Here is a 23,874-nt window from a genome sequence, read left to right as displayed (position 1 = left end):
GAGGCTATGAAAGGGCATGGCCATTCCACTCGACTATCTCGACGAACTCGACCGGCTGCTGCTTGACCAGGGCGAGGATTGCATGCTGCTTTCGCAACTGGACGGCTTCCTCACCGGGATCCTTGTCAGCCCCGATCTGCTTGCACCCAGCCAATGGCTGAAGATGATCTGGGCTGGTGACGACGGCACGGGCATGCTGGATTTCAGCGACATGGGCGGTCTCCAGCATTTCACTGACCTTGTCATGCATCACTATCATGTCATCCTGGCCAGCCTCGGCCAGCCGGGCAGCTTCGAGCCGGTGCTCGAAATCGACACGCGGACGGACGAGACCTTGTGGGAGATGTGGGTCGAGGGCTTCGGACAGGCGATGGATCTTGCGCCTTCGGGATGGCAGCGAGTCCTCGATGACGATGATCCCGGTTGCCGCGCCGCGATCGAGGGCATTGCCGAACTTCGCGCGTTCGCCGATGGCACGAAGAAGCTCACTCTCACCGCGGAAGACCGATGGGATCGGGAAGCACCTGACCTGATTCCGATCTGGGTCGAGATGCTGCATCAGTGGCGGCTTGAGAATGACCCCAACCGACCGGCCACCATCACGCGCCAAAAGATCGGACGCAACGATCCATGTCCCTGCGGGTCGGGCCGCAAATACAAGAAATGCTGCGGTCTGAATTAAACGGTCGCAGACAGCGCAGGGGGGTGGCCTGGGCCGTCAGTTCGACGTTTCTCTGCGCCCTTCCAAACGACAAGCGGTATGCATCAATCCGCGCAAGGCAACTGGCGATCGATATCTGTCCGGCTAAAGTCGTCTCCGACGAAAAGCAGCGGGCAATTTCGTTCCTTCGCGATTTCATAGGCGAAGCAGTCCCCAAAATTGAGGCCTGCAGGATGAACCCCCTTGCCCCACCGGGCGTAAGCGTCTGCGACGCGTTTGGCGGAGGCGGCAGTCACCAGCGCGATCTCGATGCCAAGACCCTCGATGAGGTGATGCGCCTCTATTCCCACGTTGCGCCGTCCGGCGACAATGAGCGTCTCGGCCAACGTCCCGGATGACATCACGATCACCCCCTCTTCGCCTTCAAGCGCGGCGATACAGGCTTCCGCTTCCGGTTCATTCAAGAGTATCGCCATGATCGCCGAGGTGTCGATCGCGATCATTCGGGCATGCCCTCATCGCCATAAAGGAAATCCTGGCTATGCGCTGCATCCGGGCCAGTTGTCGCCTTGGCTGTGGCGGCCTTGCGCACCTCTTCCAGCAATGTGCGGCGGCTCGCCCGGTCGGTAGGTACTTTGATGGGCACAAGACGGACTGCAGCGTGACCATGGCGGGTCAGGATGATTTCGTCCCCTGCTTCCGCGCGTCGAACGAGGTCGGTGAGTTGGCCTTTCGCGTCAGATACGGAAATATGCATAGGACATTATCCCTGGCTATGGAGATCGATAGGTATTTTTAGACCATTTGATAGTCCAATTCAAGGCCGAAGCCGGGGGCCGGAATGCATTCCCGGCCCCCGGTCGCGTTCAGGCGACTTGCGCAAAGCTTTCGTCGCCGTCGTTGTCACCTTCTGCGTTCACCGTGTCCGTCAGGTCGTTCCCGCTATTATCGGAGGAGGTCGGCTGGTCGCAGATCTCGGGCGCGGCGAACCGCATCTGATCGGGCAGCCAGGCGACCGCCCGTTCCTGGATCTCGGGCTCGATGATGACATCTCCACCGAACAGCCGTTCGGCCGACGCGGCAAGATCGTGCTTCTTCGATCCGGAATAGCGCACCCGCAATTCCAGTCCGCCAATCTCTTCGAACAGGGCAAGGATGCCGGGCTTGGTCAGCTTGTCGAAGTAGGTGAGCGCCGTTGGACGCCACCAGGCCGCGACATCGACCCCGAGCTTGCGCCCCAGATGATCGAGAAAGCCGGTGCCAGCGCGGCCATCGGGAACGGCGTGAAGCGTGCGCGCAATCGCCCATCCCAGCCAGGCTGCGCGCGCTTCATCGGGGAGCGCGCAGAAGGCATCATAGCGATCCGGAACGGCCTGGTGATTGACCCAGCTCCGATCGAGCGCCTCGTCGAGCTTCGTCCATTCCCCAGCGGCGGCCGTTGCCGGCTTGAAGTCGAGGAGGAGACGGGACGGCGCGGAGGCTCGCAGATCGCTCGGGATATCGAAAGATGCCAGGCGGGATTCGCGGTCGACCATGATGAAGGTGCCCAGATCCAACGCGAACGCGGGATCGCTGGCGACGTGGACCGCCAAAAGCTCGGTTTTCATCATCGCCAGCATTTCACGAAGGCGCTGGCTCATCACGGGGCGAGCATCGCCGGCGGCGCTGTTATCCTGCGTTTCGTCGCCGACATCATCGTCACAGTCGTCGCCGTCATTATCGGCCTCGCTGCTCTCCTCGTCAGGCACCGGCGCGACATAGAGTTGGTGATGCATTTGCGGCGTGCCGTCTTCGCCGAGCACCACATAGGCGAGCGCGGTCGCTTTCTGTTCGGGATCGATCACCGCGTCGCGTTCGACGATCGTCGTCAGTTCCGCCTGGAGCGTGGCATAGCGCTGTTCCTCGTCATCATCGGGCTCATAGTCCTCGTCTTCGGCAAGCAGTTCAATTTCGGCGATCTCCCCCTCGATCTCCTGCTTGCGCGCTTCCTGCTCCTGTGTGAGTGGCTCGGCAGCGCCGGTCAGCGGTTGCAGCGCATAGGTTTCCATATAGGGGATGCGCACGCCGGTGACGATGCGCACTTCCCCCAGGCCCTCGCGCTCACGGATCGCCTCGGCCTGCGCGATGAGTTTCGCCTCCGCCAGTTCATCGAGGATATGGGTGTCGATCCAGCGCTCGTCGGCAGCGGTCGAGAACAGATCCGCGTCCTCGACGCGGCCGCCAGCCGCGATATAGGTATCCCGCCCGACCAGCAGGGCCTTGGGATCGTTCGCCCGATAGCTGTAGCCATTGAGCGCCCGCCGAATCTCGTTGACATTATCGCGCGAATAGCTGTTTCGCAGCGCTTCCCAAACCGCCGTCTGGCGACCAGTGTCGGCGGTCGTCGCGTAAGCCTTGGCCACATCGAGGGTGATTTCGTCAGCCTCGAGCGCCTCGAAGATCGGCTGGGCAAGATTGGCGAGGCGCAAGCGCCCGATTACGAAGCGTTCCTCAATGCCGAAACGCTTGGCGATCTCCGCCGTGCTGCGGCCCTCGACCTCGATTAGATCGCGAAAGGCCAGGCAATCTTCGGCTGGCGACATTTGGAGCCGATCGTAGTTTTCAGCCAGGCTGATCTCCCGGCCGTCCTTGCTGTTGGCCAGAACAAGGACGGGCACCTCATGATCGGGAGGCAGCGTGCCCTTCTCGATCAGGCGATGGATCGCGTCGAGGCGTCGGCCGCCGGCGGTGATACGATAATGGCCCTTTTTGCGGGAGACCGGCACGCCGACGAGATTCTGGATGAGGCCATGTCCGGCGATGCTGGCTTCGAGTTCGGCATCGGCGCGCGGATCGGTCCGCTTGCGCACATTGACGGGCGACTTGGTGAGATGGGTTGCCGGGACGAGAATGGATGGCTTGGTCATGCAATGGACTCCGCAAAAGCTGCGGCCCGCACATCGAACCGCGCATCCGATTCCCTCCCCCTTTCCTTTCCGTTCGCGCCGTTTTGGCTCGTGACGGCAGGCAGGCGCAACGCTATGAACCCTAGCTTCGCAATTTTCAGGAGGATGGTTATGAACAATTCCGAACTGGCCGAAGCGCTTACAACCGCTCACGGACTTACCAAGGCAGACGCTCGCAAGTTCGTCGACACTGTGTTCGGGACGATCGCCGATGCGGCAGCCAAAGGGGACGAAATTTCGCTGAACGGGTTCGGCAAGTTCAAAGTCAAGGACAGCCCGGCGCGAGAGGGGCGCAATCCGGCGACAGGCGAAACCATCTCCATCAAGGCGTCGAAGAAGCTGACGTTCACGCCCGCCAAGGCAGTCAAGGATCGCCTGAACGGCTGACCGGCATCGCTGCCCTGTTTCTGTCGTCGCAGGGCAGCCCCAGCTTCGTTCATAGCCTTCAGGCAGCGCGTTGCCGCCTTTCCAGCACATCTGCCCAATCATTGTTGGGCGGCAGCGGCCACACGCTGATGATCTCCAGGCCCGGTCGCTCATAGGCAAGGCGAGCACTTTTATTCGCTTTCCACCCAGCCGCATCCCTGTCGAACAGGAGGACGAGGCGCTCCAGCCAATCGGGTAACAGGATATGGCCCGCGCGTTCTGCCCCGAGGATCGCCCAAACCGGGATCCGGTGCAACTGCATCGCCGCTAGCGCGGTCTCGATGCCTTCGGCCAGGCCGAGGACCGGACCGGGGTGCATGAGTTGCACCGCGCCGCGCCCAGGACGTCCGAGCATCATGCGGGGATCGGCAAGATCGCTTGCCCGGGTGGCGGTTGCGTGATCGAGGAAGGTGCGGTGGATGGCGACGATCCGCCGCCGCTCCCGCACGGCAGCGATCATTGCCGGACGAAACACCACGCTGCGACCTCGCCCCAGCGGCGTGCGTGGATTATAGCGCAGATCATGCCAGGGCGGCGTGAGCAGGCGCCCAGACAGGTAGGTTTCCGCGGGTGTGCCAGCGAGAGACGCGGATGCGTTCCATATGCGCAGGGCGGGGCCTGCCCCTGTTTGAGGCAAGGCCACGTTGCTCGACGAAGCCGAAATGTGCCGCTCCGGAAGAGGCAGGCGTAGACACCGGATTGCCCGCAGGACGTCCCTCGTGTCGCAACCGGCAAAGCATTTGAACAGCAGCGCGCGCCTGCCGACGCGGATCGACAGGCTGGGATTATGGTCATCATGGGCCGGACATAGGCACAGGCCGCGATCTTGCTGCCATTTTCCGCCCAGCTTGTGGCAGAGGGTTGCGCCTTCAAATTCTAGTTCAAGAGATTTCATCGTCGTCAGCCGCCCTGGCGGATCATCCTTCATGTCTCGTCGAGGGCCTGCGAGAGTATAAAAAGCGCCGACGCCAGTTCGCGCTGGACCTCAGCAACTTCGAGACTCAACCTGCGGGCTATCGCCGGATAGGCAGAACCTTCGACGCAATGGGCAAGGAAAACGGCGCGAGTTTGCTGCGGCAAATCCGCAATCGCGTTGCGCAACTTCATCATTCGCATGGCATCGCAGGACGCCAAGGCTTGCTGCTCCACCCATATCCATCCACTGACCCACACGCCTTCAGGCGTCTCCTCGATATAGGCCTCTTCTGCGTCGATGCGCAGGACCGGCGCGCCTTCCAGTCTGGTCATGGCGACTGCGATTGCTGGATGCGCCTCCGCGTCCAATAGCGCTGTAATGGTATCGAGACGCCGCAGCAGATGCGCGCGACGCCGACGGCGTGATGGCGGCCAGCCTCCGGTCACAAGATATGTTTTGACGTCTTGCAGCAGAGCACGGACTTCAGAGTATTGCATGGCAACCGGATCCCTCTGGGTTCTTCCGCTCGCCTTGCCTCCTCCCTCCTTCGCGAGGCTCGATCGCTGCAGAGCAGCGCCCGGCCGACCGTCTTGTGTCCGGAGACCATGGGAGGAGTTCGTGAAGCGCCAAGCCTATGTTCAGCTATGATCTTCTGGCGTCGCTGTCGTAGCGTGACCGGTTCGGATTGCTTGCAAAACAATCTGTTAAACCGGATGCAGAACGATTATGTTTTCGAAAGGTTTTTGTTTGAAACAGAATGGCTGCGACTGGATACTGACGGCAAAATAAACTCGAATGATATGGTTGGAGAGGACGCCGCTTCCGGTTGCCATGAACTGGCGAAGGGACACGCCCTTGAACGAGGAAGACTATTCGGACCGGCTTGAACGGCTCAGCACGCGCAAGGGCGACTGCCTGCGAGAAGCCGCCAAAGGCTTATCGTCCAAAGAGATCGGGCGAGTCCTGAACCTGTCCCCCCATACGGTGAACAATCATATTCTCGAAACCCGGCAGATACTTGGGAACGTGTCGCGATGGAAAGCAGCCCAGCTTTTCGTGGATTGGGAGGCTGGCAAGGGGGGGCAGATTATACCCCCCTATCCAATGACTATTCCCGGCGGAGCCAATTGCGGGTCAAATGCGTCCAACGAAACCAAGGCGGACGCACAGCCGACACGCGAGGAACACAAGGATCTGTTCGCAGAAGGACAACGCCCATATGGCGTTCGCAAACAGCCCTCCTCCTTGCTCGACATTGTGCCGTTCCGCGTAGCCGGGAGGCAACGCAATGACCTGAATGGACCCTCCACCCTGATCGCGTTCGCGATCCTCACGCCCATGATGCTCTTTGCCGTAGGGGCCGGAATATCCCTGCTGTTGGTACTCAACGACCTCGTGGCAAAATAGAGCGGCAAAAAATCCTCAAATCCATCACCATAGCCTGCCCCGATGGGCGGGAAGGAGAAACCATGCGTGCTCAACGCCAATCCGTCGCCAAACATGTTGCCGAGCGTTTGTTCGCTGCCGAAGAGGCCATCGACATCGCAGCTGCGCGTATCGCCGAACTCAACGCGGCATTGCCGCTCGCGCGGCTGGATGCCCGCCTCTCGGCCATGATCGGCCAGGACGCCATCCAAAGCTCCGCCTCGGCCATGCTGCTCGTTGCAGAAACGCGCGAGAAGATCGTCACCGCCCACGCCAATCTCAAACATGCCAGTGACGCAATTGGATTACCGGAGACCAGCTATGGCGACCTTCTCAAGGTGGCAAGGGCAGGGTCGCCCACCCGAGGGACAGCATCTCCGAGCGGTGTGATGCTTTCGCCGACAGAAATTGACGGATCGGGACATTTGTCGTCCTTTACGTCATGACGCGACAAGTCCTGTTCCTAGCTCTTCTGCTTCTGAGCAGCGCCTATGCCTTCATAAAGGGCGGCCAACCCGAACGTATCGGTGCGGCCACCCTTTTAGGCGGCGCAAGCCTGACTGTGTTTGTCGCGTCGCCTTTCGGGATCCGGTTTCAGGGAGTCGAAGCCGGCATCCTGATCATCGATTTGCTGATATTGGGCATTTTCCTATGGCTTTCAATTCGGAGCACCCGCTTTTGGCCGATCTGGATCGCCGCGATGCTGGGCGCGGAAGTTGTCATTCATGTTGCGCTGATGATTGCGCCCAATGTGGTTCCCCGTGCCTATATGCATGCACTGGCGTTATGGAGTTGGTTCGCCCAACTGGCTCTGGTGATCGCCACCTGGCGGCACCGGACACGATTGATGCGCCTGGGTGTCGACGCGCCCTGGAAGAACTGATCGGCCTTACATGTCCTGATCGCGCGCAGGAACTTTCAGAACGCTTCTTCGCCCGCTTTGGCTCTCTTGGCGAGGCTGTTTCAGCGCGTTCGGCCGCCAGGATCGAACTGCTGGATGGCTCGATCGAGGTCGAGCAGACGTTCCTCTGCTTCAGACGCGTGATGACGCAGATGCTGAGGGGGCACCTCATGCAGCGGCCCATATTATCCAGCGATCAGTCTGTGCTCGATTATCTGAGAGGGCATATGGCCTATGATCCGATCGAGCGGTTTCGGGTTCTGTTCCTTAATGCGGGCAACGAGTTGGTTGCGGACGAGGTGATGGGCGTCGGAACGGTATCGGCCGTCCAGGCCTGGCCCCGCGAAATTCTGAAGCGGTGCCTCGATCTGGAGGCAACGGCGATTCTGCTCGTCCACAATCACCCATCCGGTTGCCCTGCGCCTTCGAGAGCCGATCGCGACCTGACAGACAAGATCGCCCACGCCGCACGCTGTTTCAATATCGTGCTTCACGATCATCTGGTCGTTGCCCGCAACGGTACGATTAGCTTCCGAGGGGCCGGATACCTGTAGGTTTTCGGCTTCGCGCTTATCCAGAATTTGCCGCGGAGCAAGAGCATCCCGTGGAAAGGAGGTCGAAGCGATGATTTCTGTCGCCAACAGGCAGGTTCAGGATGCACGCGCCACTGGGGTGGATCATGCGCGGGCGGCTGCGTGTCGACTGCTCATCGGTCTGGACGGGAAATTGGAGAAGCTGGTGGGGCGCGCCCTTCTCTCCCGAGCCTACTGGCCATCGCTGCTGGTGATTTATCTTGCGGAACTCGAGGGGAGGACCCTCTATCAGACCGGTATTTCGATTGAGGATGAAGAGCCCGCCGTCAATGCGCATCGCCGGACCGGCAAACTTGTTGAAATGGGCATCCTCATCCGTGAACGCGATCCGCACGATCATCGGCGCAAAAATCTGGCCATGGCACCCAAAATTCGCCTCCTGCTCGACCAGGTGATCGACACCTTGTTCTTGTTGCCGGGACTGTCTGGCGATCAAAAATCTTTGCAATTGCTCGCGGCAGCAGACTTGATACGCGATGCTGGAATGCGGTACTATCACAACAACAGTACCAATGCCGGAGAATCTGTCATGAGCATTGTTCGAGGAAAGATCATCGCGGGCGGACGCGTTGCGCTCCCCGCTGATATGAGACGTTCGCTCGGACTGCAAAATGGCGATACCGTGCTGATCGAGATGAATGATGAGGAGATCCGGATTAGGCCAGCTCGATCTGCGCTCCGTCGGATCCAGGATCGACTGCGCGCCTTCGCCCCGAGTGAGGGATTGGTGTCGGAGGAACTGATCGCCGAACGGCGGGCCGAGGCGTCGGGTGACTGATAGGATCTATGTGCTGGATGCGTCGGCGCTTCTCTCCTTGTTGTTCCAGGAGCCTGGCGCCGAGCGCGTAGAGGCTCGACTTTCTCGCGCCTTGGTTTCTGCCGTGAACTATCATGAAGTGCTGGCAAAGCTGATCGATCGCGGCGTCAAGCCGAACGAGGCAAGCGCTATGCTGGCGGAACTCGATGTCGACATCATCGCTGTCGATCGGGAACAGGCAGATATCGGTGGAGCCTTGCGCGCTTCTACCCGCGCTGCCGGTCTATCGCTCGGAGACCGCTCCTGCCTGGCTTTAACGCAAGTCCATGACGGTGTGGCGGTAACAACCGATCAGGCATGGGCCACGCTCGACATTCCCATCCAGTTCGAGGTTGTGCGGTGATTGAAGAGAATGAGATGAGACCGGATTGATGAAGACGGATATCAATCATCTTCCTGCCAACAAACAGCGCGAACTCGATCATGTCGTCGAAATGCTGTTCCAGGGATTCCGCGAAGCGACACAGGATGCCAAGGGCAGGAAGAAGTCCGCTCGCATTCTCAAGGTCATCCTGTTCGGCTCCTATGCGCGAGGCGATTGGGTCGACGCGCCGCTGGATGCGAACCAGTTCAAATCCGATTACGACATATTGGTGATCGTCAACCAGAAGGAACTTGCGGACCGTGCTGCTTATTGGACCGAAACCGAGCAGCGCCTGGTCGATGCCTATCTTGTCGAAAAAATCATTCGGACGCCCGTCAATTTCATCATCCATTCGCTCCAGGAGGTGAACGACGCGCTCGCCCATGGCCGTGTTCTTTTCTCCGAGATCGTCAAGGACGGCGCGGTCCTGTACCAATCCGACGATCGATTGCTGGCGTCGGCAAAGCCCAAAACGCCACAGCAGGCCCATCTTGCGGCAAAAGAATATTTCGAAGAGATGTTTCCCGCTGGCATGAGGCGTTTCAAAGGCGCTCAATTCTATATTTCTGAAGGTTATCTTCGCGACGCAGCTTATGATCTCCAGCAGGCGACGGAGCGGCTATATCAATGCGTGCTGCTGACCCTCACTTTCTATACGCCCTACGACCATAACATCATCTTTCTGCGATCGTTGGCTGAGGGCCTCGACCGGACGCTTTTCGATGTCTGGCCGCGCGGTACGAGGGCCGAACGGTCCTTGTTCCAGAAGCTCAAGGAAGCCTATCGCAAGGCGCAATATTCGAAGCATTTTCGGATCTCGCTCGAGGAACTCACATGGTTGCAGGCCCGCATCCAGACACTTGGGGAATGCGTGCATGAGATCTGCACCAATCATATTGCCGCGTTGAAGGCGACCGCCGACGCTTTGGAGAATTAACTCATCGACCTCTTTCGCCCGCAACGGCTTGATCCCGTCCTCTTCCCCCGATAGCATCGACTTTGCGGGCTGGAACACTGGCAGCCGCTCGCAGGATTATCCTGTCAGGTATTTCGACGCTCGACATACGGGTCGAGCGGCCAACCTCCCCGATCTGGGAGCGTAAGGTTCACCTCACACAGCTTCTCCCTCGCCATGCGCGTGGGCCGGCACTGCCGTATCGTGAGGAACCGTGTTTTCATGCCGCCAAAAGAAATCGACCGTCCGCGTGAACTGACGGAGAATGAAACACAGGAAAGAACCGGCTTGGAATTTGTCGATGTTCGGCAAATCTATGAAGTCGAGGCGCCGCGGCTCCGCCGCTATTTCCAGGCCCGTTTGCGTTCTTCGAGCGATGACGCCGGCGACCTGGTACAGGAATCCTTTGTCCGGCTTCTTGGATGCATGGCGAAGACCAGCTTGCCAAGACCGGCGGCCTATTTGCAGCGGATCGCGCGCAACCTGCTGCTGGATCGGTACAAGCGGCTGGAGACGCGCCTTGCCGCTTTCCATGTGCCGATCGGCGAACAGCATGAACCTGCGGTCGCGCCGGATCAGGCGACCCGCATTGAAGTCGAGGACGTGATGCGTGCTTATCGGCGTGCGCTCGGCGAGCTGCCCGACAGGACGCGAGACGTGTTTCTGCTGCACCGGGTCGACGAACTGACCTACAAGGAGATTGCCGGCAGGCTAGGCATTTCCATCCCGACCGTGCAATATCATGTCGCCCGCGCGCTTGCCCATATCGATGCAGCTTTGGAACAGGAATGATGGACGATACCCAGCCGCCACGTCGTCATGGCCAGCTAAGAGAAGAAGCCGCCGACTGGTTCGCCATCATGCGCAATCCCGAGGAAGCGGACGTCAGGCGCAAGGAATTCGAAGCCTGGCTGGCCCGCGGCGCGTTGCATCGCGCCGCCTATAGCCGGATCGCCGAGACATATAGCGTCGGCAAATATCTGAAGGAGGACGAGGCAGGCGGCGGGGATGACGTGGCAGAAGCCGTTCCCGCGCCCTCGGTATCCGTCGATCAGCCCGCGACGCGATGGGGCCGGAAACGAAAGGCGCTGCTGGTTGCAGGCGTAGTTGTCGTGATGGCCTTCGGCGCGCATTGGGCATTGGGTTCACCCGTGGCCGATGTTGCCGGGATAGCGCAGGCCCCTTCCGACGCATCGCGGGCATCCATGCCCGCACCATTGCGGCTTGCGACATCTTCGGGTGAAATCCGCACTTTCCAGCTCGACGATGGCTCGGTGGTTGCCCTGGATACCGATAGTCTTGTACTCGTGCGGTATGACGCATCCCGCCGCGATCTGCAGCTCCTACGTGGACGCGGGCGTTTCACGGTTGCGCATGAAAACAGGCCGTTCACCGTACACGCCGGTCAAAGGACGGTTGTCGCGCGCGGCACGATTTTCGATGTCGCGATCAGTCCCGAGAAATTCGTTCGGGTGAGCCTCATGCGCGGCGCCGTTGACGTCGAGGACGAGGCCCTCGGCAAAAGCCAAACAGCGATCAGACTTTCACCGGGGCAGCAAGTGGCACTGCCGGCCAAACCCATGCGCGCCCCGCAAATCGAAAAAGCTGCAACAGACGATGCACGCTGGCCCGACGGCCTGCGGGACTATACCAACATCAGGCTCGGAGATTTGTTTGAAGAGGCCAATCGCTATGCGACGATTCCCATTATCGCCGCGACGCCGGAGGTGAGCGCGATTCGGGTGTCCGGTACGTTCCGCATCACCGACACGCCCCGCCTCGCCCGTAATCTGGCCAATCTGCTTGCGCTGGCGGTGATCACCGGCCCAGCCTCGATTTCCCTTGCCCGCGATTGTCCTGCCAATTCCCAGGGAAATTGCCGCCCGCCATCATAATCAACTCGTCTTCGTCGTCGTAGCTCCCACGGAACCGGAAAACAGGCCGGCATGATGGGGGCAAATGATGATGAAGATCGCAATGTGGGCATTCAGTTCAGCGATGGCGATCGTGGCAGCGACCGCCCCGATACCGACCATTGCAGCGTTGAACCAGGGAGAGGAATTCCATCTCGATCGGCAGGATCTGGCGGATGCCTTGGCTTTGGTGGGCCGCTCGACCAATTATGAGATCATCTTCCAGCCTCGCTCGGTCAAAGGACGGCAGGCCCCTCCTTTGCGCGGCACCTACACGGCGATCGAGGCGGTCGAAGCCCTGATCAAAGGGACGGGCCTTGAAGCTGTCGATCGAGATGGCGCTATTCTTATCCGGGAGCGATTTTCTGAAACCACAAGTGAGAAAACCGAGGGTCGCGAAATCGGCATTATAGTGACCGGCACGCGCATTCGTGGCGGTCCATCAACTTCACCGGTTACGACTATCAGTCGCCAGGAGGCCCTGGCAGCCGGCCAGACCGATCTTGGCCAAATCATCCGCGATTTGCCGCAGAATTTCGCCGGCGGTCAAAATCCGACCCTATCCGCAGCCGGCCAAGGAGGGTTCACAAATGTATCCGGTTCATCGGCACTGAACTTGCGCGGCCTCGGACCGGATGCCTCGCTGACTTTGATAAACGGCCATCGCGTCGCCTTCGATGCCATCAGCCAGGGAATCGACATTTCATCGATCCCGCTGGCCGCGATCGAGCGGATAGACGTCGTAGCCGATGGCGCATCGGCGTTATACGGCTCGGATGCCGTCGCCGGTGTCGCCAACATAACCTTGCGACGGGACATCGACGGTGTCGTCACGTCTGCTAGGCTGGGAGCGGCGACCGATGGCGGGTCCGTCACGCAGCAGTATAACATCGTTGCAGGTTCATCGTGGCGCACCGGTGGCTTCATGGTAGCGGCAGATTATCAGGATTCTAGCCAGATCACCGCGCGTCAGCGATCCTACACCGGCAACGTCGCTCCCGACGCAACGCTGATACCCGCGCAAGACCAGATCAGTCTGGTGATGGCGGGGCATCAGGCGATCAGTGATGCGATTGGCTTCGAACTCGATGGTCATTACATGCACCGCTCCACGTCACGATGCCTGATCGCGGTCGTTGCGTCGAGCTGCTACGCGCAGGGCAGCGTCGTGGAATCGACCGCTGATAGCTGGTCATTATCCCCGGCGCTGAAAGTCGAACTGGCGGCGGATTGGAATGCCCGCCTGTCGGGAACCTACAGCAAAAGCGATACGGAAATAGTCACCAGCGTATTTTCTGCCGGCACGGAAACCTACCGCGCGCTACCCAACTACAGCAACGAATTGAAGGCGATCGAACTTGGCGCTGAAGGACCGCTATTCTCATTGCCTGGCGGCGAAGCGAGGCTGGCGGTTGGAGCGGGCTATCGATCCAACACACTCACAATCGATTCACGTGCCGTTGTCGGCGGCATTGAGGCAGCGACCGAAGCCCTCAGCGAAACCCGGGACGTGGCTTTTGGCTATGGTGAATTATTCCTGCCGTTGGTGGCGCCAACCAATGGCATCAGATTCATCAGCAAGCTGGATGTGATCGGCGCTCTGCGGTGCGAGGACCATCATGGTGTCGACCGCGTGACCACACCCAAGCTGGGCCTCGTCTATTCGCCGTACGAGGGCATCGAATTCAAGGGAAGTTGGGGCAAGACGTTCAAGGCTCCCAATCTGTATCAGACCGGTCAGCTGACCAACGCGCAGCTCGTCCCAAACACACGATATAATCCGACACCCCCGGCAAATCTCCCGGTTCTGTATCTGTTCGGAGGGAATCCGGATCTCGCGCCGGAGCGCGCGACGACCTGGACTGCCTCAGTGGCAATCACTCCGACCTTTCTGGACGGGTTCAAGGCCGAAATCGGGTACTTCAATATTCGCTACCGGAACCGCATAGCATCTCCGGTCGCTTCATCGGGGAGGGCATTCCAGCCGGTCTACAGCGACTTCATACAGGCCAATCCCGGCGCTTTAGACGTCCTGTCCGCGATCGACGGGATAACGGGCGTGTTTACGAACCTGACGACCGGCACTTTCGACCCCGCTGCGGTTTCAGCGATATTTCGGAATTACCTCCAGAATATCTCCGTGCAAAGGCTGGAGGGTGTCGACTTTTCGGCAAGCTACCGCCGGGATCTCGGCCCCTATGGGCAATTGTCGCTGAAGGGATCGGCGAGTTATCTCGACAGTATCCGGGAGATCGCACCCGGCCTGCCATTGGTGGAGCAGGCGGGGATCATCTTCACCCTGCCGCACTGGCGTGGCCGACTTGGTGCAAGTTGGCAGCGGGACAATGTCACTCTGTCCGCCATCGGCACATATGTCGGGAAAACCAGAGACAATCGCCTTTCTCCGACCGTGAAGGTCAGTTCCTTCACGACACTGGATACGGTCGCCACGATCCGCAGCGGCGCCCAGCGCGGCCTGTTCGCCGACGTCGAATGGCAGGTCGGAATCCAGAACCTCTTCAATGCCAAGCCGCCAAGCATTCGGGCCACTTACGCCGCTGAAGTGCAGGCGGATTCGACAAACCACTCGCTTTACGGCCGGTTCGTCAATTTCACTTTGACGAAGAAATGGTGATATGCGCCATTACCTCACTGTTGCGCATCTGCTGACGGCGTCGGCTTTAGGGGGCCTTGGCCAACCCGCTCTGGCGGCCGAGGGTTGCGAAACGCTTCTACAGACGGATGGGATCAGCGGTGTTCCGGGCCCGGCAACCCCTGAGGCGTTAGCCAGGCTGAGGGATATTGGGCCTGCGCCCCGTCCTGATCGCACACGCCCATTGTTCACATTCTCTCCCGACCGTCGCGCGGTTGCTTTTCTACTGCATCGCGCCGATCCGGGAGAGAACCGCTATTGCACAGGCTTGGTGCTCCTCCCTCTCGCGCCAGCGGCTCGGCCGAGGCTGCTGGATATCGGCACCGAACTGATCCGGGACGAACCGGCGAGATATGGCTGGGCGGCATTCCCTATTGGCTCCCCCGCACCAGTGACGCCGCGCTGGGCGCCTGACGGACGGTGGATTGCCTATCTCAAGCGCGCAGGAGGCAGAACACAGGTCTGGCGAGCAAACGTCATCGGTGGCGATGCGAGGCAGGTAACCCGCGCTCCAGTGGATGTCGATGATTTCCGGATATCGCCTGACGGACGCGCCATAATCTATGCGGCACGTCCCGATCTGATCACCCAAAACGCCACTATCGATCAGGAGGGATTGTCGGGATGGCGCTACGACGAACGGGCATTCCCCGTCCGCGGCGCTCGGCCACAAACACCAAATCCGGAGCGCCATTATGTCACGATGGAGATAGACAGTGGTATCGAGCGCCCTGCTTCTCCTGGGGAGATCACCAGCTTTAAGCCGTCCGCCTCTCCCGCCAACGACAAGATCGGTTATTTGGTGGGGCCTTCGGGTTGGAGTGCCTATGCGGAACCAGCCAACAGGTCGGTATATCCACCAGATTACCGAGTGGTCGTTGAAATGGGCACAGGCCATCGCCGGACCTGCCCGGCGGATCTGTGCCAAACGGACAGATCGGTTTCTTTTTGGTGGTCGGGTGACGGCAAACAGCTTCGCTTCACGCGCAAGGAAGGCTGGGCGAACAGCCTGACGGCAATTTACGAATGGCGTCCCGGCAGTCGCACGGTGCGGCGCCGATATCTGACGCGCGATGATCTGGTTGAATGCCAGTCATCGGGCAACGACCTTCTCTGTCTGCGCGAGCAATCACTCGCGCCGAGACATTTTGTGATGTTGGGGCTGGATGGCACCAAAGAGCAGAAGATTTTCGATCCAAATCCGGAGTTTGCGTCGCTGATCCTGGGCGCAGCCGAGCGTCTGAATTGGCGTAACAGTTTTGGCGTCCCCTTTTATGGTGATCTGGTTTATCCGGTCGGCTTTAAGGCGGGACAACGATATCCGCTTATCATCGTTCAGTATCGAACCAGGGGATTCCTGCGCGGCGGGATCGGCGACGAAGTTCCGATCCAGGCATTTGCCAATCGAGGATATTTCGTGCTGGTCGTCGACAATCTGACTTATGAGGATATCGTCGGCAGACAGATGTCCGCCCGGGCCCTGACGGCGGCATTCAATCGTGACTTTGCAGGACGCCGAAATATAGTCTCGGCGATCGAGGCCGCCACGCGATCTTTGATCGACCGTGGGTTCGTTGATCCGAAACGCATTGGGATCACTGGCTTGAGCGATGGTTGCACAACGGTGCAATTCGCGGCCATTCACAGCACGCTCTTCTCTGCCGGTTCGGTGTCGGGATGCGGCTGGGAACCTGTGCAGGATGCGTTTTTGGGGCCAATGGTCGCACAAAGCTATCACGATGGCGGATGGCCTCGCCTGGCGGACCAAGATCCAGGCTTCTGGTCTCAAATATCCTTAATGGAACAACCCCGACGCGTACGCTTTCCGATACTGTTTCAAGCCGCGGACAACGAATATCTGGCCATGGTCGCGAGCCACACAGCATTGGCGCAAGCAGGCGTCCCAAGCGACCTCTACATCTTTCCCGATGAGGATCATATCAAATGGCAACCGGCGCACCGCCTCGCAGTATATCACCGCAACCTTGCGTGGTTCGATTTCTGGTTGAAGGGCCAACGGCCCGCGGATGCCCAAGGCTACAGAGAAGCACTTCGCTGGGAAGAGATGAACAAAAAATATATTCGAAATTGAAATTTCCAGATCGAGACAAACATCACCGCGATATTGGCGACCATACTATTCCTATTGTTATCGCGCAGACCAGGATTTGGTCCATGCTTCGGTATCCAGCAGAGCCATCACGCGGGGGCAATCAAGCAACTCAAACCTAGCATTTGGCGCCAGCACGGATTCAACCGCCGCCCGATCAAGTAAGCCGTGACGGGCGAGGTTGCCCTCGAGAAGGCGTTCGGCAATTGCCACACGATGACGAGCGATAAATCTGGCGACAAATCCATCCGGGCTGCCCTTCCCGGATCGACTGAGGACGGGGGCAGGCAAGGCGTCAGCAAATGCACGTCGAGCGACGGCCCGGTCGGTGCCTCCTTCGCACGCCCACCAGGAGGGAATAGCCAGACAGAATTCGATCACCGGCTGGGATAATAGAGGGCTGATCATGGGCGCCGCCAAGGCCTTATCGCGATGCTCGATATGGTGAAGGGCGCGCAAGATCATTGCCACGTGCCCCTTTTTCCCCAAAGGAACTGTATCGTCGGGACGTAGCCAGGGATGTTCTGGCGAGCGGCAGCGCTCGCTCTCGACAAATTCCCGGCTGAGATAGTCTCCGGCACCTTTCCACGGCAGGCCTGGCACCTTCCTTACGGAAATGCGCGCCGCTTCCCATATCACTTCCCAGATGTTCGCGCCGGTAATGCGGCAAATATCGCGTGCGGTCCTGATCAAATCCGACGACCAGCCCTCAACCCGTAATCGATCAAGCAATGGCCGGACCGAATGCGTTAGATAGAAAACATTGTCTCCGCCAGCACCCACGAAGAATGCGTCAGCTTCCGACGTCTCGGCCGCAGCTCGCACTTTTTTATTATATGTATGCTCGTGCGTTTTCCCGGATGGAATGGGAAATCCGGCAGCAACCGATTGATCAAGGTCGATATCATCGTCCGCATAGAAGCCTTCGATCAATTCGGCATCAATGGCGCGACTGACTTGCCCGGCATAAGATCTTTCGTCACCAACCGGATCGTCTGTAGCCAAGGTCAGACACGTCACCTTGGCGCTGCTATTTGCAAGGCATATCGCCACGATGGATGAATCCAGACCTCCCGAAAGGCCAACGAGCGCGCGCGGAAAACAAGAGGCCCACGCGCTTATACTGGTCTGAATAACGTTCTTCAGGCCTTCGCTACGTCGCTCCGGGTCATTATCCCGATCGGAAGCGATGTAATCCCAGGGGCTCCAGTTTTCGGCCCTGCGTATTCCGCTCCCTTCAAGGATCAGCGAGCATCCCCCCAGAAGCTGCGATACACCGGCAATGGCGGTCTCTTCAGGCGGGAGCTGGTGCCAATAGAGTGTCCTCCCCACTGCATTCCAATTGACCGAAGCCGTCAGCAGCCCGGCATCGATGAGAAGGGAGATGTCCGAGGTGAACGCCACGACGCCCCTGGATGACAGATAGTAGCAAGGCATTCCTCCAGATGGTTCGCGCAATATCGTAACACGATCCGGATCTGAAAAAGCGGCCACATAGCTTCCCCAATAGTGATCGATCAGACCTTGTGACGGATGAGGGACAAATCGAGCGGCATCGTCGGATTTCAGCTGACAAACCTGCTCGGGATATCCGTGGCGGCGAAACAGTTTGCCTATGATGACACCGTTCCCCTGGGGTAAGGGCAGAACATCCGACAGATGGTCCGAAAAGAGCTGTATCCGGCCGTGCCGCCAGGAAAGAGGCAGCGGCGTTTTTGTCGCGAAATGCTGGACAAGTTCTTCATTCTCTTCCCGCTCGGGAAGGATAAGAAGAAGATAACGGTGCCCCATCACGCGACCATTATGGGCAAGAACATTTTTGCGCGGTCCGACTTTTCGTTGAGCACCGTGCTTCCGTCCTGGACCCAGCAGTGGGCGGCGAACGGATCCGCCTGAACGCCGATCACCAAAGTTGTCGGCAGTCCGCGCTTGCGGCAGGCGGCCGCGAGAGCCAGCGACCGCGACAGACAACGGTCATGGCTACCAACTATCAGATCGGCATATTCGAAGGAGCGGGTGATGTGCGCCAGCTTCCCATTGTCGCGCCGTGAAGGGCCGCGATCGGCATGATCGGCCAATTCCCCAAGTCGCCCGATCATGCGGGCAAAGGGCCAGTGCTTCGCTCTCCACAGCCACAATAGGCGTGACAATATTGCCGCGACAATGGATGTCAGCGGCGGATGGCAGTGACGAGCATCGAGTTTCATGTCCGGAGGGGGGAGTGATGCGGACTTCGTCACGCCTGGATGAGGTCTTTGGGACGTCGCAATGAGAATGCCTTCGTTTACAAGCTTTCCGAGCCAATCGAGCTCGTCGTCAGCCGGCTGCGCACCGGTTGCCCAACGCGAAAAGCTTTTATGGAAATGCGGTGGCAAAGCGAAATAGCGACCGATCGCATGATCCAGCAGAATCACGCGATCCACCGATATGCAAAAACTCAAGCCTGACCGAAGAATGAAGTACATGTCCCTTTCCTTCCGAAAGGCGAGGAGCACGCGAGCCGGCATGGCCCGCGTGCCCAGCTTTTCAGTCGTCCGAGAGACCGGGGACGAGTTGCTGACCGCCGATCCCGTCGCTGTTGTCGAAACCGGGTCCCTTGGTTTCTTCCGCGACGGAGCCGAGGTCGATCAGCTCGGATTCAACATGGTCTTCGCGATTCATAATAACCTCCATTCTGAAACCAGCCGCAACATTGCAGCCAGAATGATTTTATGATGAAGACTGGCGGATCGCCGAACTTATAAGGTATCGAACATGTAGCTATTGCGTACCGCCATCCCATCGGCCCCTTTTTTCTATCAGTGGGATGCGTATAGCTTCCTGATTTCATTGATCATCATGCTCGCCGGAGTGCCTCGCATATCCTTCCGGCACGACGCATCCGCCGCCGATGATAGGCCCGCAGAACAGAGAAACGGTTCAGACCTGAACCGGAATGGATCGCCAAAGCGACCTGCCTCAGCTCCATTTCGAGATCGCCCAGCACATGATGCTCCTGGAGTCGCATGGCATGAAGGCGGTCATTGGCGGCGTGGAGGGCGCGGGCATGTTCACGATTGATGGCTTGATCGGCCAGCGCCCGGAACAATCCAGTGGCGGCCCGCGCTACGGGCTCACCTTCCGAAATATTCGGTAGAGACCATGCGTTCGGTATTGAAACCCCGGTCGGCATTTGCACCTTGAGCAGATGGCGCACGAGATGATCGTGCCAGTTGTAGAGATCCCGGACCGCCGCTTGCGTCACGATCGGAACCCGAAATCCGCCGCCCGAGCCGATTTCGAGCAGATATTCACCTACAAGACGCTGCGCGGCATCTCTGATCGGCGATATGGATACGCCATACTCGCTCGCGACAGCGCGTTCGATGATCGCCTCTCCCGGCGCGAACCGTCCCGACAGGATATCGGCCTTCAACAAGGCATAGGCTCGATCGGCCGCGACGGGTTCGGGAGACATGACTGATCCCGCCTGCGCCTAGCGGTCCCCTCCCTTCAAGGTTCCGGCTCGCTGAGCGAGGCGCGCCACGATCGCAGCCTGATGCCTTGCGACGACCTCGAGCATCTCTCGCTCGAGTTCCCAAAGATCATCCTGCATCAAAAGCTCTCTGGGTATCGGCATGTCATGCTCCACGGCCAGCAAGGGGATAAACACATGTGGCGTCGTCATCCGCAGCGCGTGCGCGCAGCGGATATGATCCTCGATCATCGAGGTCACGACGCCTGCTTCGATTTCCCGGACCCAGCGTTCACTGCGTCCGATGCCGCGCGCCATATGTCGTTGCGTGACACGATCCCGGCGGCGGCGGCGTTCGATGAGCTTTCCGGAAAGCTCCTTGATCAACGACAGGACCTCACTGTCCGTCGTTTGCGGACTTTGAAGCGTCATCTGCAGGTCTCCCCGGCAGCGGCTCAAAATCCAACCACATCGCTGGAACCAGTTGTTGTTGTAAATTAATCCAGCCGTCAACGAATATTGGTTTCGCGCGCGAGAGTAATTCTTGCCGAACGCTGAGAATATTGTCGCGCACGATAGAGATGGATGAGTCTACCTTGGCGAACGCTGCATATTCTCGAGCATCGCCTGATATCCGTTCATCAAATGATGATCTTCGGCATCGCGCATATGCAGGAGCGCAGCGAGGAAGATTTTCCAGACCTGGGGTGATGGGTGGACCGTCCCCACGATTTCGATCCTAATCGCTATCATGTCCACGAGGTCGGACAATGTGCGGGAAGTTCCGACATGACGGATTTTCCTGCCGCCTAGCTGCTTGAGTTCCGGGTCCAGCAACGCGGTCGCCATTTCTTCCCCATGGCACAGATGCAGCAGATGGACCGCGACGAACAGGGTCGATCCATAGGAAAGCAGATCGCCGACGAGATGACATAGACGACAATGATCGTGCAGGAAGAGCTGCATTCCTGCTTCCGACAGTTGGAGCTTGTAAGCCCTGGAAGCCTGACGCGCCATAATCGCCCTCCATCTGATCTGGCGAACAACGACTCTTTTTACCGCACTTTTATGAAAGCCGGTCGATTCGGCCGATACGCAACACGCAGCACCCGGAGAACAAATCGGGAAACCGGCAATATATTTCCGGTTTTCGGAAATGAGGTTCCGGTCATCGGCACTTCATTGCCTCAAACCGGAAACGCATTTCCTCCTGCCTTGCAGACCGATGGCGACTGCCGTCACTCAGGCGGTGTCGAGACGGCAAGACCGCCAAAGCCTAGCGAGGGACCAGAACATCGAGTGGTTCTCACGGCCCCAGGCTCGACAGCTACACAGGAGACGTACGCCCATGGACAGAACGCTATCGGCAGGTGTCGGCTTGCTCGTCGGTTTTGCGGGAGCGATTATGTTCCCGGCCGCCAGCACTGCGCAAGAGAAGACAGCGGCTACTTCTCCTGGGTCCTTGGGAGAGGCCGTGAAGATTGCTCAAGCACAGCTTCAACAGACATTCACCAATTTGCGCTTCGAGGATTTTGGTCCCGCCCCTGTCCAAGGACCGATCTATCAGGCGGTCGCAGGCGGCAAGGTCATCTATTATGCGCCCCAGAGCGATCATCTGCTGTTCGCCACGGTCTATGACCGCAACGGCGTCAACCTGACGGCGTTGGCCCAGGAACAGGGCGCCGCGCGACGCCTCAAAGCGATCGATCCTGCGAAAGCATTAGCGATCGGCCCGGTAGATGCCCCCACGGTCATCGAATTCACCGACCCCGATTGCCCCTATTGCCAGGCGCTCGACCGTTTCTGGAGCGCCAAGGCCGCAGAGGGCAAGCCGGTGAGGCGGCTCATCTTCTTTGTGAGCGGCATCCATCCGACCGCGGCCGCGAAAGCCGAACATATCCTGTGTTCACCCGATCGTGAGGCGGCGTTTCAGGCGGCCTATTCCGGCCAGACCCCGCCCGTGCTGCTTCAATGCGCCGCGGGGCATGACAAGGTTGCCGACGATGCCGAACTCGTCGCCAAGGTAGGCGTCTCCGGGACACCGACCCTGATCGCGGACGGCAAGCTCATCTCCGGCTTCCAGCAGGCCGAACTCGAGGCGTTCCTCGACCGACATGCAAAGTCGGCACTGACAAAGGCAGCATCTGATGCGCGGCGCTGACCTGAAGCGCACCGTCGCGGTGACTCATGCATATTTTCCGGAGGGCATCCGGCCCGGCACGAGCATGCCCGAGCGGATGAACCAGGATGCCGGCGGCGGCGGGCTCGCGGAGCCGTCCACCGACGCCCCGGCCGACACCGATTTTCCTTCGATGCCGGCAGGCTTGGGTTGGACGGCTCCATTTTGGAGCAATGCCATGATGCGTACACTCAGTAACAAGGCCCTGGCGGTGGCCAATTTCGGCCTCCCTTTAGGCGCGATGGCCCTGGTCGGTGGTCCGGTCCATGCCTTCTCGGCGCCGGCCCAGGGCGATCTCGGCTACGATATCTACGATATCGTCGTGAACCAGGGCGTGAAGGGGCCGATGGGATTTGTGGGCGGTGTCGCCGCCTTCCTGTTCGGCGTCTCGCGCCTCTTCTCGAACATCATGATCGGCATTCCGACCATCGTCGCGGCCGTCTGCCTCATCAAGGCGGACTCCATTCTCCAGACTTTCGGGATGGTCGTCTGAAACGCGCGGCAGGACTGCGCCTCGGCTGACCGGGGACATGCAGCCTATGCCGCCACCAAGCTGGGGATCGATGGTCGGTCCCCGGAAACCGGCACCTTTGTAGGTGTCATGAAGCAGGAGGAGAAGGGCAGATGGACGAACGCCTTCCGCAATATCTGCATCGGCCGGTCCAGATCCTGTGGTTCGGATCGGACGAGTTCCTGCTCGCGACCTCGAGCATATTCGTGGCCGCGATCGTAGGCGGACTTGTCGGCTGGGCGCTCATCGCCGCCCTTCTCCTTTTCATTCCGTGGAAGCGGACAAAGCCCAGGGGCTATCTCCCCCACCTGGCCTGGCGCTGGGGCCTTGTTTCCTTTCCGCATTATCCGGGTCCGACCCAGACCCGCTTCTTCGAGTGAGGGTCATGGGCATGTTCGGACACAAAAGGACAAACGAGGATCCACTGCTGGGCAAACCGGCAAGCTACGGCATCCATCGTTACCTGCAGGGGTCGGCAAACCTGTTCGAGGAAAACCGCCTGCTCAAGGTCGCCATCGCGGGCATGTTCGGCGTCACCGCCGTGCTGGGCGCGGTCATCTACACGACCAACCAGAATGCGCGGACCGTGATCGTCCCCTTCGGCGCCACCGGCGATCTTCACGTCTCGGGCAACACGCCGTCCGAGGCATACATCGTTGCCATGACGCGCAACATCGTGGCGCTGTCGGGAACATGGTCGGCCTATTCGGCGGATCGGCAATTCCAGGAGCTGCTCGGGCTCGTCCACCCATCGGCCTATGGCGCGATGCGCGACAGTCTCAACGTCATACTCGACGAACTGGCGAGCAATCCTACGCTGTCGATCGCCACCTATATCCGAAATGATCAGCCGGTCCGATGGACAGCCCATGAGATCGTCGTCCCGGTCGAGAAGGTCCGCGTCATCGGCGGCGTGATCCGCAAATTCCGGGGCATATTGCGCATCGGCTACGGCATCGAAAATGGCCGCTTCTGGCTGACGCGTCTTTCCGAGGAGCAATTCGATGTCGAAACACGCTGAAGTGATTTCGAAGCAGGCGGGCACGCCTGC

Annotated in this window: 28 protein-coding genes; 17 read left to right on the top strand and 11 right to left on the bottom strand. The window is 59.4% G+C overall.

Going from position 1 to position 23,874, the window contains the following annotated elements; all coding sequences use genetic code 11:
• Window positions 1–16: 16 nt before the first annotated feature.
• Complete coding sequence (locus tag BMX92_RS09460; RefSeq protein ID WP_093015521.1) at window positions 17–682, top strand: UPF0149 family protein; 666 nt, start codon at window positions 17–19, stop codon at window positions 680–682.
• 83 nt (window positions 683–765) lie between these two features.
• Here the strand turns inward: BMX92_RS09460 and BMX92_RS09455 are convergent, their stop codons facing one another.
• From BMX92_RS09455 to BMX92_RS09445, 3 genes are all read right to left on the bottom strand, one after another.
• Complete coding sequence (locus BMX92_RS09455) at window positions 766–1,164, bottom strand: type II toxin-antitoxin system VapC family toxin (RefSeq protein WP_093015518.1); 399 nt, start codon at window positions 1,162–1,164, stop codon at window positions 766–768.
• Window positions 1,161–1,418, bottom strand: coding sequence for a type II toxin-antitoxin system Phd/YefM family antitoxin (locus BMX92_RS09450; RefSeq protein WP_093015515.1), 258 nt, complete (start codon window positions 1,416–1,418; stop codon window positions 1,161–1,163). The genes BMX92_RS09455 and BMX92_RS09450 overlap by 4 nt, the downstream gene beginning before the upstream one ends.
• 109 nt (window positions 1,419–1,527) lie before the next feature.
• Window positions 1,528–3,567, bottom strand: a complete 2,040-nt coding sequence (locus BMX92_RS09445; protein ID WP_093015512.1) for a ParB/RepB/Spo0J family partition protein — start codon at window positions 3,565–3,567, stop codon at window positions 1,528–1,530.
• Window positions 3,568–3,717: 150 nt separating this feature from the next.
• Here BMX92_RS09445 and BMX92_RS09440 point away from each other — a divergent pair, with 150 nt between their 5' ends.
• Window positions 3,718–3,993, top strand: a complete 276-nt coding sequence (locus BMX92_RS09440) for an HU family DNA-binding protein (RefSeq protein WP_093015509.1) — start codon at window positions 3,718–3,720, stop codon at window positions 3,991–3,993.
• Between the two features lie 58 nt (window positions 3,994–4,051).
• Here BMX92_RS09440 and BMX92_RS09435 read toward each other — a convergent pair whose 3' ends face one another.
• Together BMX92_RS09435 and BMX92_RS09430 are read right to left on the bottom strand one after the other, a co-directional pair.
• Entirely contained in the window at window positions 4,052–4,927 is an 876-nt protein-coding gene (locus BMX92_RS09435; RefSeq protein WP_256213341.1) for a DUF7146 domain-containing protein, read from the bottom strand.
• Between the two features lie 29 nt (window positions 4,928–4,956).
• Window positions 4,957–5,445, bottom strand: a complete 489-nt coding sequence (locus BMX92_RS09430) for a sigma factor-like helix-turn-helix DNA-binding protein (protein ID WP_093015503.1) — start codon at window positions 5,443–5,445, stop codon at window positions 4,957–4,959.
• Window positions 5,446–5,803: 358 nt separating this feature from the next.
• On the opposite strand from BMX92_RS09430, the gene BMX92_RS09425 reads away from it, so the two are divergent.
• The 11 genes from BMX92_RS09425 to BMX92_RS09375 all read left to right on the top strand — a co-directional run bounded on the left by BMX92_RS09425 (window position 5,804) and on the right by BMX92_RS09375 (window position 16,661).
• Window positions 5,804–6,355: a helix-turn-helix domain-containing protein gene (locus BMX92_RS09425; RefSeq protein WP_177184975.1), complete on the top strand. Its 552-nt coding sequence runs from the start codon at window positions 5,804–5,806 to the stop codon at window positions 6,353–6,355.
• Between the two features lie 62 nt (window positions 6,356–6,417).
• Window positions 6,418–6,819 carry a hypothetical protein gene (locus tag BMX92_RS09420; protein WP_093015498.1) on the top strand — a complete coding sequence of 134 codons (402 nt, stop codon included), beginning with the start codon at window positions 6,418–6,420 and terminating at the stop codon, window positions 6,817–6,819.
• Window positions 6,816–7,256: a hypothetical protein gene (locus BMX92_RS09415; protein ID WP_093015495.1), complete on the top strand. Its 441-nt coding sequence runs from the start codon at window positions 6,816–6,818 to the stop codon at window positions 7,254–7,256. Before BMX92_RS09420 ends, BMX92_RS09415 begins: the two co-directional genes overlap by 4 nt.
• Entirely contained in the window at window positions 7,160–7,828 is a 669-nt protein-coding gene (locus BMX92_RS09410; RefSeq protein ID WP_093015492.1) for a JAB domain-containing protein, read from the top strand. The genes BMX92_RS09415 and BMX92_RS09410 overlap by 97 nt, the downstream gene beginning before the upstream one ends.
• Window positions 7,829–7,898: 70 nt before the next feature.
• On the top strand, window positions 7,899–8,645 hold the full coding sequence (locus BMX92_RS27680) for an AbrB/MazE/SpoVT family DNA-binding domain-containing protein (RefSeq protein ID WP_218145749.1): 747 nt from the start codon (window positions 7,899–7,901) through the stop codon (window positions 8,643–8,645).
• Between the two features lie 10 nt (window positions 8,646–8,655).
• Window positions 8,656–9,027 carry a type II toxin-antitoxin system VapC family toxin gene (locus BMX92_RS09400; protein ID WP_256213340.1) on the top strand — a complete coding sequence of 124 codons (372 nt, stop codon included), beginning with the start codon at window positions 8,656–8,658 and terminating at the stop codon, window positions 9,025–9,027.
• Between the two features lie 28 nt (window positions 9,028–9,055).
• Window positions 9,056–9,985, top strand: coding sequence for a nucleotidyltransferase and HEPN domain-containing protein (locus BMX92_RS09395; RefSeq protein WP_093015486.1), 930 nt, complete (start codon window positions 9,056–9,058; stop codon window positions 9,983–9,985).
• A gap of 195 nt (window positions 9,986–10,180) precedes the next feature.
• Complete coding sequence (locus tag BMX92_RS09390; protein WP_371262302.1) at window positions 10,181–10,795, top strand: RNA polymerase sigma factor; 615 nt, start codon at window positions 10,181–10,183, stop codon at window positions 10,793–10,795.
• Window positions 10,792–11,898 carry a FecR family protein gene (locus tag BMX92_RS09385; RefSeq protein WP_093015483.1) on the top strand — a complete coding sequence of 369 codons (1,107 nt, stop codon included), beginning with the start codon at window positions 10,792–10,794 and terminating at the stop codon, window positions 11,896–11,898. The genes BMX92_RS09390 and BMX92_RS09385 overlap by 4 nt, the downstream gene beginning before the upstream one ends.
• Window positions 11,899–11,962: 64 nt before the next feature.
• The gene (locus BMX92_RS09380) at window positions 11,963–14,551 is read left to right on the top strand and encodes a TonB-dependent receptor (protein WP_093015480.1); all 2,589 of its coding nucleotides are present in this window, start codon (window positions 11,963–11,965) and stop codon (window positions 14,549–14,551) included.
• A gap of 1 nt (window position 14,552) precedes the next feature.
• Window positions 14,553–16,661 (top strand): Atxe2 family lasso peptide isopeptidase, encoded by a 2,109-nt coding sequence (locus BMX92_RS09375; RefSeq protein ID WP_093015477.1) that lies wholly within the window; start codon window positions 14,553–14,555, stop codon window positions 16,659–16,661.
• Window positions 16,662–16,718: 57 nt separating this feature from the next.
• Here the strand turns inward: BMX92_RS09375 and BMX92_RS09370 are convergent, their stop codons facing one another.
• From BMX92_RS09370 to BMX92_RS09350, 6 genes are all read right to left on the bottom strand, one after another.
• Window positions 16,719–18,470, bottom strand: a complete 1,752-nt coding sequence (locus BMX92_RS09370; protein ID WP_093015474.1) for an asparagine synthase-related protein — start codon at window positions 18,468–18,470, stop codon at window positions 16,719–16,721.
• Window positions 18,470–19,144, bottom strand: coding sequence for a lasso peptide biosynthesis B2 protein (locus BMX92_RS09365; protein WP_177184974.1), 675 nt, complete (start codon window positions 19,142–19,144; stop codon window positions 18,470–18,472). The genes BMX92_RS09370 and BMX92_RS09365 overlap by 1 nt, the downstream gene beginning before the upstream one ends.
• 61 nt (window positions 19,145–19,205) lie before the next feature.
• Complete coding sequence (locus BMX92_RS26900; RefSeq protein ID WP_143066753.1) at window positions 19,206–19,340, bottom strand: benenodin family lasso peptide; 135 nt, start codon at window positions 19,338–19,340, stop codon at window positions 19,206–19,208.
• Between the two features lie 175 nt (window positions 19,341–19,515).
• Window positions 19,516–20,136 (bottom strand): GntR family transcriptional regulator, encoded by a 621-nt coding sequence (locus BMX92_RS09360; protein WP_093015467.1) that lies wholly within the window; start codon window positions 20,134–20,136, stop codon window positions 19,516–19,518.
• 18 nt (window positions 20,137–20,154) lie between these two features.
• Complete coding sequence (locus BMX92_RS09355) at window positions 20,155–20,565, bottom strand: hypothetical protein (protein WP_093015464.1); 411 nt, start codon at window positions 20,563–20,565, stop codon at window positions 20,155–20,157.
• Window positions 20,566–20,724: 159 nt separating this feature from the next.
• Entirely contained in the window at window positions 20,725–21,150 is a 426-nt protein-coding gene (locus tag BMX92_RS09350) for a hypothetical protein (RefSeq protein WP_143066752.1), read from the bottom strand.
• Between the two features lie 331 nt (window positions 21,151–21,481).
• Between BMX92_RS09350 and BMX92_RS09345 the strand changes: the two genes are divergently transcribed.
• The 4 genes from BMX92_RS09345 (at window position 21,482) to BMX92_RS09330 (ending at window position 23,844) form a co-directional block, all read left to right on the top strand.
• The gene (locus BMX92_RS09345; RefSeq protein ID WP_177184972.1) at window positions 21,482–22,294 is read left to right on the top strand and encodes a DsbC family protein; all 813 of its coding nucleotides are present in this window, start codon (window positions 21,482–21,484) and stop codon (window positions 22,292–22,294) included.
• 196 nt (window positions 22,295–22,490) lie between these two features.
• The gene (locus BMX92_RS27305; RefSeq protein ID WP_177184981.1) at window positions 22,491–22,805 is read left to right on the top strand and encodes a hypothetical protein; all 315 of its coding nucleotides are present in this window, start codon (window positions 22,491–22,493) and stop codon (window positions 22,803–22,805) included.
• A 131-nt stretch (window positions 22,806–22,936) separates the two neighbouring features.
• Window positions 22,937–23,203: a type IV conjugative transfer system protein TraL gene (locus BMX92_RS09335; RefSeq protein ID WP_069064025.1), complete on the top strand. Its 267-nt coding sequence runs from the start codon at window positions 22,937–22,939 to the stop codon at window positions 23,201–23,203.
• Between the two features lie 11 nt (window positions 23,204–23,214).
• Complete coding sequence (locus BMX92_RS09330) at window positions 23,215–23,844, top strand: TraE/TraK family type IV conjugative transfer system protein (protein ID WP_371262301.1); 630 nt, start codon at window positions 23,215–23,217, stop codon at window positions 23,842–23,844.
• Window positions 23,845–23,874 lie beyond the last annotated feature (30 nt).

Source organism: Sphingobium sp. YR768 (assembly GCF_900111125.1).
Lineage (GTDB): Bacteria > Pseudomonadota > Alphaproteobacteria > Sphingomonadales > Sphingomonadaceae > Sphingobium.
The sequence above is the reverse complement of the archived record's forward strand: the minus strand, read 5'-3'. Positions and strand labels throughout refer to the sequence as shown.

Bases quoted from the DNA above. Each gene is read 5' to 3' on its own strand.
- BMX92_RS09410 (WP_093015492.1), top strand. From the start codon at position 7,160: ATGGAGTTGGTTCGCCCAACTGGCTCTGGTGATCGCCACCTGGCGGCA.
- BMX92_RS09430 (WP_093015503.1), bottom strand. From the start codon at position 5,445: ATGCAATACTCTGAAGTCCGTGCTCTGCTGCAAGACGTCAAAACATAT.
- BMX92_RS27680 (WP_218145749.1), top strand. From the start codon at position 7,899: ATGATTTCTGTCGCCAACAGGCAGGTTCAGGATGCACGCGCCACTGGG.
- BMX92_RS09355 (WP_093015464.1), bottom strand. From the start codon at position 20,565: ATGACGCTTCAAAGTCCGCAAACGACGGACAGTGAGGTCCTGTCGTTG.
- BMX92_RS09330 (WP_371262301.1), top strand. From the start codon at position 23,215: ATGTTCGGACACAAAAGGACAAACGAGGATCCACTGCTGGGCAAACCG.
- BMX92_RS09415 (WP_093015495.1), top strand. From the start codon at position 6,816: ATGACGCGACAAGTCCTGTTCCTAGCTCTTCTGCTTCTGAGCAGCGCC.
- BMX92_RS27305 (WP_177184981.1), top strand. From the start codon at position 22,491: ATGATGCGTACACTCAGTAACAAGGCCCTGGCGGTGGCCAATTTCGGC.
- BMX92_RS09350 (WP_143066752.1), bottom strand. From the start codon at position 21,150: ATGGCGCGTCAGGCTTCCAGGGCTTACAAGCTCCAACTGTCGGAAGCA.
- BMX92_RS09445 (WP_093015512.1), bottom strand. From the start codon at position 3,567: ATGACCAAGCCATCCATTCTCGTCCCGGCAACCCATCTCACCAAGTCG.
- BMX92_RS09335 (WP_069064025.1), top strand. From the start codon at position 22,937: ATGGACGAACGCCTTCCGCAATATCTGCATCGGCCGGTCCAGATCCTG.
- BMX92_RS09390 (WP_371262302.1), top strand. From the start codon at position 10,181: ATGCGCGTGGGCCGGCACTGCCGTATCGTGAGGAACCGTGTTTTCATG.
- BMX92_RS09440 (WP_093015509.1), top strand. From the start codon at position 3,718: ATGAACAATTCCGAACTGGCCGAAGCGCTTACAACCGCTCACGGACTT.
- BMX92_RS09455 (WP_093015518.1), bottom strand. From the start codon at position 1,164: ATGATCGCGATCGACACCTCGGCGATCATGGCGATACTCTTGAATGAA.
- BMX92_RS09345 (WP_177184972.1), top strand. From the start codon at position 21,482: ATGGACAGAACGCTATCGGCAGGTGTCGGCTTGCTCGTCGGTTTTGCG.
- BMX92_RS09460 (WP_093015521.1), top strand. From the start codon at position 17: ATGGCCATTCCACTCGACTATCTCGACGAACTCGACCGGCTGCTGCTT.
- BMX92_RS09370 (WP_093015474.1), bottom strand. From the start codon at position 18,470: ATGGGGCACCGTTATCTTCTTCTTATCCTTCCCGAGCGGGAAGAGAAT.
- BMX92_RS09395 (WP_093015486.1), top strand. From the start codon at position 9,056: ATGAAGACGGATATCAATCATCTTCCTGCCAACAAACAGCGCGAACTC.
- BMX92_RS09365 (WP_177184974.1), bottom strand. From the start codon at position 19,144: ATGTACTTCATTCTTCGGTCAGGCTTGAGTTTTTGCATATCGGTGGAT.
- BMX92_RS09385 (WP_093015483.1), top strand. From the start codon at position 10,792: ATGATGGACGATACCCAGCCGCCACGTCGTCATGGCCAGCTAAGAGAA.
- BMX92_RS09360 (WP_093015467.1), bottom strand. From the start codon at position 20,136: ATGTCTCCCGAACCCGTCGCGGCCGATCGAGCCTATGCCTTGTTGAAG.
- BMX92_RS09450 (WP_093015515.1), bottom strand. From the start codon at position 1,418: ATGCATATTTCCGTATCTGACGCGAAAGGCCAACTCACCGACCTCGTT.
- BMX92_RS09380 (WP_093015480.1), top strand. From the start codon at position 11,963: ATGATGATGAAGATCGCAATGTGGGCATTCAGTTCAGCGATGGCGATC.
- BMX92_RS09375 (WP_093015477.1), top strand. From the start codon at position 14,553: ATGCGCCATTACCTCACTGTTGCGCATCTGCTGACGGCGTCGGCTTTA.
- BMX92_RS09420 (WP_093015498.1), top strand. From the start codon at position 6,418: ATGCGTGCTCAACGCCAATCCGTCGCCAAACATGTTGCCGAGCGTTTG.
- BMX92_RS09435 (WP_256213341.1), bottom strand. From the start codon at position 4,927: ATGAAATCTCTTGAACTAGAATTTGAAGGCGCAACCCTCTGCCACAAG.
- BMX92_RS26900 (WP_143066753.1), bottom strand. From the start codon at position 19,340: ATGAATCGCGAAGACCATGTTGAATCCGAGCTGATCGACCTCGGCTCC.